This window comes from Roseibium sp. SCP15 (assembly GCF_040329435.1).
Taxonomy (GTDB): domain Bacteria; phylum Pseudomonadota; class Alphaproteobacteria; order Rhizobiales; family Stappiaceae; genus Roseibium.
Map to the genome: position 1 here is coordinate 236,991 of NZ_JBDZYI010000005.1, position 13,743 is coordinate 250,733.

General features: G+C 57.6%; 6 protein-coding genes. 4 read left to right on the forward strand and 2 right to left on the reverse strand.

The genetic code is table 11. The features are described 5' to 3' along the window. Window positions 1–126 precede the first annotated feature (126 nt). The 4 genes from ABLO27_RS24075 (at window position 127) to ABLO27_RS24090 (ending at window position 7,422) form a co-directional block, all read left to right on the forward strand. On the forward strand, window positions 127–1,503 hold the full coding sequence (locus ABLO27_RS24075) for an RsmB/NOP family class I SAM-dependent RNA methyltransferase (protein ID WP_353036485.1): 1,377 nt from the start codon (window positions 127–129) through the stop codon (window positions 1,501–1,503). Window positions 1,504–1,623: 120 nt separating this feature from the next. Beyond that, the gene (locus tag ABLO27_RS24080) at window positions 1,624–3,399 is read left to right on the forward strand and encodes a heparinase II/III family protein (RefSeq protein WP_353036487.1); all 1,776 of its coding nucleotides are present in this window, start codon (window positions 1,624–1,626) and stop codon (window positions 3,397–3,399) included. A 134-nt stretch (window positions 3,400–3,533) separates the two neighbouring features. Then, complete coding sequence (gene purH / locus ABLO27_RS24085) at window positions 3,534–5,150, forward strand: bifunctional phosphoribosylaminoimidazolecarboxamide formyltransferase/IMP cyclohydrolase (protein ID WP_353036489.1); 1,617 nt, start codon at window positions 3,534–3,536, stop codon at window positions 5,148–5,150. Window positions 5,151–5,316: 166 nt separating this feature from the next. Then, window positions 5,317–7,422: a methyl-accepting chemotaxis protein gene (locus ABLO27_RS24090; RefSeq protein WP_353036491.1), complete on the forward strand. Its 2,106-nt coding sequence runs from the start codon at window positions 5,317–5,319 to the stop codon at window positions 7,420–7,422. Between the two features lie 42 nt (window positions 7,423–7,464). On the opposite strand, the gene ABLO27_RS24095 is transcribed toward ABLO27_RS24090, so the two are convergent. Both ABLO27_RS24095 and ABLO27_RS24100 read right to left on the reverse strand, forming a co-directional pair. Next, entirely contained in the window at window positions 7,465–8,844 is a 1,380-nt protein-coding gene (locus ABLO27_RS24095) for an MFS transporter (RefSeq protein WP_353036493.1), read from the reverse strand. Between the two features lie 87 nt (window positions 8,845–8,931). Further along, complete coding sequence (locus tag ABLO27_RS24100; protein WP_353036495.1) at window positions 8,932–13,743, reverse strand: NAD-glutamate dehydrogenase; 4,812 nt, start codon at window positions 13,741–13,743, stop codon at window positions 8,932–8,934.

Below are 13,743 nucleotides of genomic sequence, written 5' to 3' on the forward strand. Positions count from 1 at the left end.
CGGTAAAAACCGCTTTGCCCGAAGCGTTGCACAGCTTAGACTGATCAGAACTGCGCCGCAGCCGGAAGTCCGGTCTGCGGCGCTTGGTTTTATTCCCTAAAATGAGCCCGAGATTAGGACACTCCTTTGACCAGACGCCCCAACAAGAAAGCAAAACCTGCAGACAAGCAGGATCGGCAACAGACCGACAAACCGGGTTTTTCCGCGCGCAAGGTCGCCGCGGACATTCTGGGCAATGTAGTGCACAAGAAACGTCCGCTGGACGGCGAACTGGATGTTGCCTCCGGACACTCCGGTTTTCGGGATCTTGCGGCAAACGATCGGTCACTGGTGCGAGCGATTGTCGGAGCTTCCCTTCGTCATCGCGGTGAAATCTCTGAAATTCTCGAACGCTTGCTTGATCGCCAGATTCCAGAGAAGACAGGCCGGGTTCTCGACATTCTTCATGTTGCCATTGCCCAGATGCTCTATCTGGATATTCCCGACAGGGCTGCGGTTTCCCTTGCCGTCGACCATGCGGGACTGGATCGCAGGGCGAGGCCCTACAAGGGACTGGTAAACGGTGTTCTGCGCCGCCTTGGCCGCGAACGCGAGGAGATTACGGGCGATCTGGATGCGGATCTGCTGAACACACCGGACTGGCTGTTTGAAAGCTGGCAGAGCGCCTATGGCGAAGAAACGGCCCGCGCGATTGCACAGGCTCACAAGCATGAAGCGGGCCTGGACCTGACCGTGAAAACCAGCCCCGAAGACTGGGCCGAGAAACTTCAAGGCCGCGTTGTCGGCGCGGGAAGCGTGCGCCTTGCTCGAAAGGGAGCAGTTGAAGCCCTTGAGGGGTTCGAAGAAGGCGACTGGTGGGTGCAGGATGCTGCCGCTGCCCTGCCTGCGCGGTTGCTCGGAAATGTCGAGGGCCTGCAAGTTGCGGATCTTTGCGCGGCTCCCGGCGGGAAAACGGCACAGCTTGCTGCCGCAGGCGCAGAGGTGACAGCGGTTGATATTTCAAAAGGTCGATTGAAGCGCCTGCAGGAAAACATGGCCCGTCTGGGTCTGAAGGTGACGACAATCGCCTCCGATCTCAGGGAATTCAAACCGGAGACCCAGTTCGACGCGGTCCTGCTTGATGCCCCGTGCAGTGCAACGGGGACAATCCGCAGGCATCCGGATGTTCCCTGGATCAAGAAGCCGTATGATATTGAAAAGTTGAGTGAAATTCAGCGAGATCTGCTTGATGGGGTGCTGTCCTGGGTCAAGCCGGGTGGCTTGATCGTCTATTGCACCTGTTCTCTTGAGGCGGCAGAGGGCGAAACTCAGGTCAAGGCGTTTCTGGAGCGTCAGGCCGGAAAGGTTGAGCTTGTTGCCGTTGACGCCGAAGAGATTGGCGGCCTTGGCCAATGCGTCACGGACGACGGGTTTTTACGATGTTTGCCCTGCCATGTTGCGGGGGCTGATGCCGATTTGAAAGGCATGGACGGCTTTTTCGCAGCCAGATTCCGGGTCTCTTAACGTGGCATAAACTGTTCACTTGCAATGTTTCTTTAAACGAAATGCTAACCTTAACATTTGGTTCTGTGACCGGAGAGTTCCCATAGACGCGCTTGAACCATCGATGCTGGGGATGGTTTGGTGAATATTGCAAGCCTGAGTGAAAGAAGCCGTGTCTGGCGACTTTTGGCCCTGCATGTTTGGCAACGTACCCTTAAATGGATGCATGGCGGACCGATCTTCCGCATGCAGCCGTTTTCGGCTGTGCCTGCGCGTCTTCTGATTGCTCCTCAGGATCTGCGTACCGCAGATGCGACCAATGCTGCCGATATTTATGGCGGACGGTTTCTTTTCTCCGGTCACCTGGTGGAAACGCAGGGCCGTTCGCCTTTCGAGCTGGAAGCAGTGCATCAGGATTGGCAGCGGGAACTGCACAGCTTCGGCTGGCTCAGGGATCTGCGGGCCTCCGACAGCCAGATTTCCCGGCAGAATGCCCGCGCCCTGGTGGAAGACTGGATCAAGTATAGCGGCCGTTGGCATGATGTGGGCTGGGAAGCTGCCGTCGTTACCAGGCGTATTCTGTCGTGGTTGGCGCATTCCCCTTTCATTCTTCAGGATGGGGACGCGGAGTTTTACCGGAGTTTTGTCAAGTCGCTGGCCCGCCAGGTCCGCTATCTGCGCCGGACCATAAACGAGACCGAAGATGGTGTGGAACGATTGCATGCCGCGCTGGCCATAGCCTCCGCCTGCATTTCCATGGCTGGACAGGGACGCTTCGCGCGCCAGAGCATACGGCGCCTTGAACATGAGCTGACCCGACAGATCCTTCCCGATGGCGGGCATATTTCCCGCAACCCGCGGGCTTTGATCGATATTCTCGCCGACCTGCTGCCGGTTCGTCAGGCTTTTGTTTCACAAGGGCTGGAGATGCCGCCCGCCATGTTGCAGTCCGTCGACAGGATGATGCCGCTGTTGCGGTTTTTCCGGCACGGCGATGGAGCGCTCGCACATTTCAATGGCATGGGATCGACACCGAGCGATCTGGTGGCCACCATCCTTGCCTATGACGACGCCAGGGGGGCGCCACCCGTCAACGCGCCGCATTCGGGATACCAGCGTCTTACCGGAGCGTCGTCGGTGGTCCTGATCGATACCGGCCCTGCTCCGGCAATTTCCGTGTCCGGGGATGCGCATGCCGGTTGTCTTTCCTTCGAATTTTCCTCTGGAGCGAACAGGCTTGTCGTCAATTGCGGCGTGTCTTCAAAATCCAATCCGCTCTGGCGCAAGGTGAGCCGGTCGACTGCGGCACATTCTACGGTGACGGTCGAGGATACGTCGTCCTGCCGGTTTCTTTCAGAAAAGCCGTTTGGGCATCTGCTTGGCGCCCCCATCCTGTCGGGTCCCTCGGAAGTGTCACTGGACCGCGAAGACGACAAGGCCGGAAGCCGGATCACGGCCTCCCATGACGGCTATGCAGAAGAGTTCAACGTCCTTCATGAGCGCGATCTGCGCCTTTCGGGTGATGGAACGGTGCTTGACGGCATCGACACGCTCAAGGCGGTGGGGAATGTGAACCCGGAACACCTCTACGCAGTTCGTTTTCATCTGCATCCAGGCCTGAGAACGTCCCTGATCCGAGGTGGCTCAGCGGTTCTTCTGGTGTGCAGGGACGGTGAAGCCTGGGAATTCGAAGCGCCGGGATCTGAGTTGAGTCTGGAAGAGAGCATTTACCTTTCCGACGTCTACGGTCATCGCAAGACAGAGCAGATCGTCGTTGCCGGGGCTCTTCTCGAGGCACCATCTGTCGGATGGCAATTCCGCAAGACCGCGACTGCCAAACTCAGCCGGCGCGGAACCAGCGACTTTGACGAGTTGAACGAGCCCGAAGTGCCGGAAGAGCTGCCGCTCGAGGAATAAATTGCCTTTTGGTGCAATCCGACCGCCCAATATGACCGGTTATTGCCGGACAACCTTCCGCTTTGCCCGCAGACGTGTTAGGGCGACCCGCATCACCTGAGATCCGGATCGTCCCTACCTGCGAGGCATTATTCATGGCCATTGTGTCCAAAGCCATTCCTGTTCCCGAGTTGGTTCCCGTCAAGCGCGCCCTTCTTTCAGTTTTCGACAAGACAGGCCTTGTCGAATTCGCCAAGGCACTGGCCGAACGAGGTGTGGAGCTCGTGTCGACCGGAGGGTCATACAAGGCTTTGAAAGATGCAGGTCTGACCGTTCTGGACATTTCTGAAGTGACCGGATTTCCGGAAATCATGGACGGCCGGGTCAAGACACTTCATCCCATGGTCCATGGCGGCCTGTTGTCGATCCGCGATGACGCGGACCATCAGGCGGCGATGGGAGAGCACGGCATTACCGGGATCGATCTTTTCTGCGGCAATCTTTATCCGTTCGAGGATGTTGTCGCCTCCGGCGCCGACTATGCTACCGGGATCGAAAATATCGACATTGGCGGGCCGGCAATGACGCGCGCCGCGGCAAAGAACCATGCCTATGTCACCGCGGTCACCGATCCGACCGACTACGACACGGTGATCGCCGAGCTCGACGCAAATGAAGGGCAGTCGCCGATTGCACTGCGCAAGAAACTGGCCCTCAAGGCTTTTGCGCGGACGGCGGCTTATGACGCGGCGGTTTCCAACTGGCTGGCGGATCAACTGGATGAAGCAACTCCGGCGCATCGTGCGGTGGGTGGGGCTCTTGCGGAAGTCATGCGCTATGGCGAAAACCCGCACCAGACAGCAGGCTTCTACAAGACCGGCGAGAACCGTCCGGGAGTGGCAACCGCAAAGCAACTGCAGGGCAAAACGCTCTCCTACAACAACATCAACGATACGGATGCAGCATTCGAGCTGGTCAGCGAGTTCGATCCGGTGCGGACGAGTGCCGTCGCGATCATCAAGCATGCAAATCCCTGTGGTGTGGCTGAAGGGGCAAGCCTGAAGGACGCGTATGAAAAGGCGCTGCGCTGCGACCCGGTATCGGCCTTTGGCGGCATCGTGGCATTGAACAAGACACTGGATGCTGCGGCTGCCGAGGAGATCGTCAAGATCTTCACCGAAGTCATCATCGCACCGGATGCCGATGAAGCCGCAAGAGAAATCATTGCCGCCAAGAAGAACCTGCGTCTGCTGGTGACAGGAGGCTTGGCCGACGCGCGGGCACACGGTCTCTTTGTCAAATCTGTTGCAGGTGGTCTTCTGGTTCAGTCTCGCGACAATGGTGTTGTCGACGATCTTGATCTGAAGGTTGTGACCAAGCGTGCACCGAGCGAACAGGAACTGTCCGACCTGAAATTCGCCTTCCGTGTTGCCAAACATGTCAAGTCCAACGCGATCGTTTACGCCAAGGACGGTGCGACTGTCGGCGTGGGGGCCGGTCAGATGAGCCGGGTGGATTCTGCCCGGATTGCTGCCCGCAAGGCGCTGGATGCAACAGAGGCTGCTGGCTTGAGCGAACCGCTTACGAAGGGTTGTGTTGTCGCCTCCGATGCTTTCTTCCCGTTTGCAGACGGTCTGCTATCAGCTGCTGAAGCCGGTGCGACCGCGGTCATTCAGCCTGGCGGATCGATGCGTGACGACGATGTAATTGCCGCTGCAGACGAAGCAGGTCTTGCGATGGTCATGACCGGAATGCGCCATTTCCGACACTAATTGTAGATTTTCGGTCTAGGCGACTGAATTTATTGTAAGAATTGACGAGAGAGTTTAACGAAAAAACTCTCTCGTTGAAGACCTTGTTAACGACCGAAATGTAATCTTCCCGAAGTTGCGGCCGTCTTTATTTGGCCGCTTTCGTGTGAATCGCGGAGATTACTCGGTGTTGAAGAAAGCGAAGGTCACTACAAAGCTCATCGGTGCGAGCGCATTGACCCTTACGGTTGCATTGGCAATCGGCATTAGCGCCATCGGTTGGCAGGCTTCTCAGATTACGAGCGAGCTTGCCCGTGAAGAAGCGGAAACGGTTGCCCGTGAGCAGGCCCAGTTCGTACAACGCGGATTGGAGAAAGGTCTGAAATCGGCCCAGGCTCTCGGTAGCGCGCTGAGCGGATTGAAGACCGCCGGAGCGGTTGATCGCGAAGCATGGAATGCGGTTGTCGAGAAGGTAGCCCTGACGGACAAAGACATGTCCGGTGCATGGGGTGTTGTCGTCGGCGATCAGCTGGACGGCAAGGACGCGGAGTTCGTCGGCAACGAAAAGTGGGCCAAGAGTGGGCAATGGCAGCCTTACTTCTTCCGCAAGGCAGACGGCACGCTTGCTTATCGGCCGATCGAGGAAGTCTCCGTGGGCGACATGTCGAAGGACTTGTGGTTCAACGGGCCGTACACGTCCAAAAAAGATTACATGACCGAACCCTATAGCTGGGAAGCTGACGGCAAGACCGTGACCGGCGTCTCCTTCGGTGTTCCTGTCTGGGATGGTTCCAACCTCATCGGTGTTGCCGGTGGCGATATTCTGCTGACGCCGCTTTCAGAAGTTCTCGGCGAGCAGAAGCCGCTGAAGACGGGCATCGTCCAGCTGCTTTCTCAAAATGGCAAATGGATCGCGCATTCCGATCCGGCATTGTTGGGGAAGGAATGGGCAGAAGGTCGTTCTGAACAGGATCTCGCATCTCAGAACAAGGTTCTGAGTGCTGTGAAGAACGGCGAACTCCTGATCTACGAGGGCTATTCGAACAGTCTGGGCACAGATGTGCACCGGGTTGTGATGCCGGTATCGGTAACCGGAACGAACTCAAAGCTTGCCGTTGTGGTGAGTGTCCCTCAGGCGACCTTGAACGCTGCTTCTTCTCAGATCACGACCATGATCATCGGCGTCGGCATTGTCCTTCTGCTGGTTGTCTGCCTGTCGATCTACCTGGTCGGAAACCAGATTGTGCGCCGTCCGCTTGAAAGGGCGGTTGCCAGTATTCAGGCCTTGATCGATCAGCGCTATGACGAACCGATCCATGATACGGATCGTGCAGACGAAATCGGTCAGATCAGCAATGCGCTTGAGGTTTTCCGGGAGAAAGCTCAGCAGGCTGAAGCTCTTGCAGTGGAACAGGAAGAAGCCCAGCAACAGCAGCTGGCACGCGCTGAACGCATCAGCAACCTGTCGCAGAACTTCGATCGTCAGATCACCGAACTGACCCAGACAGTGATGAACCAGGTTCAGGATCTGAACGCCGCTTCGGGTACTTTGACGGCCGGTGCGGATGACACCAGCGAGAAGAGCACCACTGTTGCGGCGGCTTCCGAGGAAGCCTCCTCCAATGTTGAGACGGTTGCGTCTGCTGCTGAGGAGCTGATGGCTTCGGTGAGCGAGATTTCCCGTCAGATGACACAGTCGACCGAAATCGCTTCACACGCTGTTGAACAGGCGCAGTCCACCAACAGCAAGATCGAAGGGCTGGCGGAAGCGGCCAACCGGATCAGTGAGGTTCTGAAACTGATCACCGATATTGCCGAACAGACCAATCTTCTGGCCCTGAACGCCACCATCGAGGCCGCGCGGGCCGGAGAAGCGGGCAAGGGCTTTGCGGTTGTTGCTGCCGAGGTCAAGGAGCTCGCGAACCAGACCGCCAAGGCTACTGAGGAGATTTCCCTCCAGATCCAGTCGGTTCAGACCGAGACCGCGGGGTCGGTCGAAGCGATCAAGGGCATCTCCGAAACCATCGAGAAGATGAACGAGATTTCTTCAAGCATCCAGGCGTCTGTTGAACAGCAGGGTCTGGCGACTGATGAGATCGCCCGCAACATTCAGGAAGCCTCCAACGGCACACAGGAAGTTGCACAGAACATCGTCAAGGTGGCTGCTTCTGCGGATGACACCGGGAACGCTGCCCGCCAGGTCAGTGCGTCGGCGAACGTTCTGCAGACTGAAGCGGATCGGCTGAAGCAGGAAGTTGACGGTTTCCTGGAAGATGTTCGTCAGATCGCCTGACACCGCGACATGGCCTGACTGAAATTGGAGCGCGCCGGGCGATTATCCGGCGCGTTTTTCTTTGACCATCATCAGCAGTACAAGACCAACGGCGAAGAACAGAAGAATGACCGACATGCCTGCCGGTTGACTGTTCGTCATTGCGGTGACGACACCGACTGCAAGGGGTGCCATGAAGCTCGTCACCTTGCCCGAGAGTGCGAGCAAGCCGAAATACTGGGTCATGTGTTCGTGCGGCACCAGTCGGATCAGAAGGCTTCGGCAAGAGGCTTGCAATGGACCGGAGACGGCGCCTATGAGCGCGCCGAGACCGATGAAGACCTGTTCAGGCAGAGAGGCAAAAAGCGCGCCTTCAGGAGCAGCCTCCGTCTTGATGACAAAAAAGACGGTGGTCCTGTCGACCGATATCATTCCCAGTCCGCAGATCATCAGGACAACCAGAGAGAAGATCAACACAGGCTTCGCACCGAACCGGTCGTCCATTGGCCCGCCCAGAGCCAGGCCGAGCGTTCCGGTGATGGTCAGAATGATCCCGAACGTGCCGATCTCTATTGAGCTCCAGCCGAGTTGCCCGGCGGAATAGATACCGCCGAAAGCAAACAGAGCCACCAGACCGTCCTTGAAGATCATGTTGGCAATCAGAAACAGGAACGTATTGCCGTTTGACCAGGCTTGAGAAAGGTTTTGCGCAAGATCCTTCAGGCCCTTGCGGACGGCCGGGCCGATCTTGGCCCGTTGGGGTGCATCGGGCACGAACAGGAACATCGGCAGGACGAAAATGAGATACCAGACAACCGAAAAGGGACCGACTGCCCGGTCTCCCTCATGGGTTTTCGGATCGAGGCCCAGGACCGGGTCGAACCCCAGCAATGTTTTCCCGGTTTCCGGACTGGCGGAGAAAAAACCGAGCGCGATCACCAGCGTCACCAATCCGCTGACATAACCTGCTGCCCAGCCGAAACTGGAAAGCCGTCCGATCCGTTCAGCGGGCACCAGGCTCGGCATCATGGCGTTGTTGAAGACGGTTGCGATTTCGATGGAAAGTGTGCCGACCGCAAAGGCGACCATCGCGATGGCGATGCCATAGGAAGATCCCGGAGCTGCAAACCAGAATGCCCAACAGCAGACCAGGAACGGGATGGAAAAGACGAAAATCCAGCGTTTGCGACGCCCGGTGGCATCCGCGACGGAACCCAGAATCGGAGCGAGCAGGGCAATACCCAGACCTGCGCTCGCGGTGGCAAACCCCCAGAGCGACTGGCCTTCTTCAGGCGTGGAAGCCAGCACCGAGGCAAAATAGGGTGCAAAGACGAAAGTGGTGATCAGGGTGAAGAAGGGCTGTGCAGCCCAGTCGTATAGTGCCCAGGACAGGATTGCGCGGCGATCTGTCTTTTCCATCGAAACTTCTGAAGCAGTTGTCATATTCGCATTCTATCCCGACCGGAACCTGAAATGGAAAAGGCCGGCAGCGAACTGCCGGCCTCTTCAATTGATAACATGCTTTCAGCCTCAGGCTGTGCCGCAAATTTCTGCCAGCAATCCTGCTGCGACCGAGAACTTGGAAACGCTCAGGCCACCATCAAGGATTTCGGAGACAACCCGATGTCTGCGGGTCACTTCCGCTTCATGCTCTTCAAGCCAGTCTGAGAAGCTGCCTGCCTTGATTGCGGCAATTGCTATCGACCGGTGTGCAGAAACCAGGATTGCGCGAGCCCGGTCCAGAGCAAGGCCGTCGTAGTAGTCCCGAACGGTAAGATCAGTCGCCATCTGATGCATGGCTCCGATCTGGAAGTGGTGAGCCACCTCGTAATAGGCTGTGGCAGCCGTATCCAGATCCGACTCTGTCAACTCCGATACAATGACGATGTCCGGGATAGCGCGTTCAGCCAGGAGCCGTGCAATGCGCTTGGCCAGTGCCTCCGGAACGCCCTGCGCGACATAGGCGGCCGCCTTTTCGTTCATGAACGCCCGGGGTTTTTCCGGAACAACAGCATCAAGCCGGCCGCGGAGGTCCGAAATGCCGGTGCGGAACCGTTCGACAACGGCAGACAATCCTTTGTCAAACGAGACATTCCGCTTGAACCAGACCACGCGCTCCAGGAGCAGGGTCTGGACTTCGGAATAGAGTTCCAGCTGCAGGTCGCCATCGATCTTGGTGTCGAGAGCGTCGATCTCGTTGTTGAGATCGGTGAGATCGTAGCTGTTGCGAACGGCAACAAAGCTCTGCGCGATTTCCGTCGGTGTTGCACCGGTCTGATCCATCAAGCGGGTCAGGAAAGTCGCGCCACCCCTGTTGATCATCGAATTGGCGAGCATGGTCGCGATGATTTCCCGGCGGAGACGGTGACCTGCGATCTCGTCCTGATAGGTCGTCGCCATCTGGTCGGGGAAATAACGGAAGAGTTCCCGGGCGAGGTAATCGTCATCGGGAACAGAGCTTTCCAGCAGGGAATCGTACAACGTGATCTTCGAATAGGCGAGCAGGACCCCCAACTCGGCACGGGTCAGAAGCTGGCCGGCCTTGCGCATTTCGTCCAGGGTTGCCTCGTCGGGCAATTCCTCGACCACGCGATCCAGCAGTCCGGCCTGTTCAAGGCGACGCATCATGCGGACCTGAAAGCCGAAATCCTCTATCCCGCGGCGCTGCATCATGGAGACGGCCAGAGTTTGCAGGTAGTTGTTTCTGAGAACAAGGTCGGCGACCTCGTCCGTCATATCAGCCAGCAATTCGTTGCGTTGGTCGATCGACAGCTTGTCGGCGTTTACCGCGGCCCCGAGTGCAATCTTGATGTTGACCTCCATATCCGAGGAGTTCACCCCTGCGGAATTGTCGATCGCATCGGAGTTGCATCGGCCACCCTTCTTGTTGAACTCGATACGGGCCAACTGGGTCAGGCCAAGATTTGCGCCTTCGCCGATCACCTTTGCATGGAGCTGCGGTGCGGTGATCCGGATCGGGTCGTTGGCGCGGTCACCTGCATCTGCGTCGGTTTCAGTGGTTGCCCGGATATAGGTGCCAATGCCGCCGAACCACAGAAGATCCACGTTCATCTTCAGGATCGCGGTCATGACCTCCTGCGGTGTCGCACTTGGCTTGTTCAGATCGAGCAGTGCCTGAATCTCGGCTGAGAGCGGTATCGATTTCAGCTGACGCGAGAAGACCCCGCCACCCTTGGAGATGAGTTCGGTGTTGTAATCCTTCCAGGAAGAGCGGCCGAGATCGAACAGGCGATTGCGCTCGTCCCAGGTTTTTACCGGGTCCGGATCCGGATCGATAAAGATGTCCCGATGGTCGAAGGCCGCCACGAGACGAGTTGCCTTGGACAGCAACATGCCATTGCCGAACACGTCGCCGGACATGTCGCCGACACCGGCAGCGGTGAAGGGTTCTGTCTGGATATCCCGGTTCATTTCGCGGAAGTGGCGTTTGACCGCTTCCCAGGCGCCGCGCGCGGTAATGCCCATTTTCTTGTGATCGTAACCGGCTGATCCGCCGGACGCGAATGCATCGCCAAGCCAGAACTCCCGGCCTTCCGAAATGCCGTTGGCCGTGTCGGAGAAGGTGGCCGTGCCCTTGTCGGCGGCCACTACGAGATAAGGATCATCGCCGTCATAGCGCTGTACCCGCTCCGGCGGAAGGATTGTGACGTCATCCAGATTGTCGGTAACGTCCAGGAGAGCGTTGATGAAAATCTTGTAGCTCTCGGTGCCTTCCTTGAACCAGGCTTCACGATCGCTCATCGGCGGCAGCTGTTTCGGTACGAAACCGCCCTTGGCGCCGACGGGAACGATCACGGCATTCTTGACCTGCTGTGCCTTTACCAGACCAAGCACTTCGGTTCTGAAGTCCTGCGCTCGATCGGACCAGCGCAGACCGCCGCGAGCGACCATACCGAAGCGCAGATGCACCCCTTCGACCCGCGGACAGTAGACGAAAATCTCGCGGAACGGGCGTGGTTGCGGCAGTTCGTCGATCTGACGGCTGTCGATCTTGAACGCAAAAGTCGGCTTCGGCTGCCCTTTTTCGTCCAGCTGGTAGAAGTTCGTGCGCAGGACGGATTCAATGGTGTTCTGGAAGCGTCGAAGGATGCGGTCGTCATCGAGGCTTGAGACCTCTTCCAGATCCGCGGTCAGCTCACCGTGCAGCCGCTCGGTGCCGAGGTCGCGATCCTTTTCCGTGACATCCGGATTGAAGCGAAGGTGGAACAGCTCCAGCAACTTCGCCGTGATGGTCGGATAGTTGTTGAGGGTCGACCACATATAGTCTTCAGAGAAACGGATACCTGCCTGACGCAGGTATTTGGACAGGGCCCGGATGACGGCAACGTCGCGCCAGGCGAGATCTGCTGTCAGCACCAGGCGATTGTAGCCGTCATTTTCGGCCTTGCCGGTCCAGACCGCCATGAACATGCTTTCAAGGCGGCTTTGCAGCTGGTCGGTAAAGTCGATGTCCTCACCTGTTTTCGCTTCAAGTGTCATTTCGTGAAGATATGACAGCCGCGCGCCGGCAGGTGTTACCCGGTAGGTCCTCTCATTGATGACCTTGAACCCCATGTTCTCAAGAAGCGGCACACGTGCCGACAACGGAATGGGTGAGCCACAGTGGTAGACCTTCAGGGCCAGGCGGTTACTTTCCGTTTCCGAAGGCTGGTGGAAAGTGATCGTGGTGTCGTGCAGGTCCGACAGGGTTTCCAGTTTGACGATGTCAAACAGAGCGGACTGGGCGCTGTAGACTTCCTTGTAGCCGCCATGGAACGAGCGGGCGTACCGGTCTGCCAGTCTGCGGGCCTGTGCCGGAGCAAATTCCTTGTTCAAGGCATCGCGAACACTGTCGGACCAGGTCCGGACCATGTCGGCGACGGCGTTTTCAAGTTCTTCCCGCTCAGGTTTTGGTGTTTCGCCGGTGTCGCGGCCAACGATGTAATGCACCCTGGCAAGCGGGCCTTCCGGATAGGTGACATACCAGGCGGACAGGCGGCCTTCGTAGATATTGGCCAGATATGTGCCAATATTGAGCCTGACTTCCGTCGAGTACCGATCGCGGGGAACAAACACCAGAATGGAGACATAACGGTCGAACTTGTCCGGGCGGGACAGCACGCGAATGCGTGGACGTTCGTCCAGCTGCAGGATTGCGATGGCAAAATTGAAGAGGCGGTCGCGTTCAATCTGAAAAAGTTCGTCCCGCGGAAAAGCTTCCAGGACGTTGCGGAGAGCGCGGCCGGAGTGGCTTTCCGATCCGTAGCCCGCCCGCGCCAGGACACTGGCAACCTTGCGGCGCAGGAACGGTATGGTGCTGGTCGGTTCGGTATAGGCGGTGGAAGCGAACAGGCCGACGATGCGCAATTCACCGACCATGTTGCCGTCGTCGTCATAAAGTTTGGCGCCGACATAATCCATGTGAACGCGGCGGTGCACGTTGCTCTTCACGTTCGCCTTGGCGATGATCAGCGGTTCCGGTTTCATCAGGAACTCGCGGATTTCCGGAGTGATCTGGACGAATTCTGATCCACGCCGCAGCACCCGTACATCCGGATCTGTCAGAAGACCAAGTCCGGTGCCTTCATGAGGCGAGAGCTCTCCTTCCTCGACGCCGCCTTCGAACTTGTACTCGCGCATGCCAAGGAAAATGAAGTTGTCGTTTTCCATCCACTCCAGGAAATGAATGGCCTCCCACAGGTCGTCACTGCTGCCCGGGATCTGCGTGGTCTTGTAAGTGTCGATGGCTTCGGCCAGACGCTCCTGCATCGGCTTGAAGTCCGTGACGACGGACCGGACGGAATTCAGAACCGTGTCCAGACGCTGTTTCAGAGCGGATCTTGCGTCTTCGGAATCGATCCGGGTCACATGGATGTGGATCAGGCTTTCCTGGCGATCCTTGCGCTTCGGTGGCTTCTTGCGCGCAATGGCGGATGTAAGCTTGCCGCTTTCGTCCCGCTCAACGATGAAGATGGGGTGCAGGACAAGATGTACCTCAAGCTTGCTTTCCTGCAGTTCGTCCATCACCGAATCGACCAGGAAAGGCATGTTGTCATTGACGATCTCAATGACGGTCAGCCCGTTGATCTTGTTGCCCTTCGTTTCGAAGGAGGGGTCTGAAATGCTGACCCTGTGCGTCCCCATCTCGTGGTTCTGGAAATCCTGCCAGGCATCACGGACAAAACCGGTCAGCTCTTCGGTCGAATAGGTGACGATATCTTCGGCAGCGGCCCTGTCATAGAACGCGCTGGAAAATTCGGCCAGGGCAGGATCTTCTTTACTCAGGTTTGCGTGGACCGCGTCGATGAGTTTGAGTTTCTCGACGTCGTGTTTGTCCGGCAT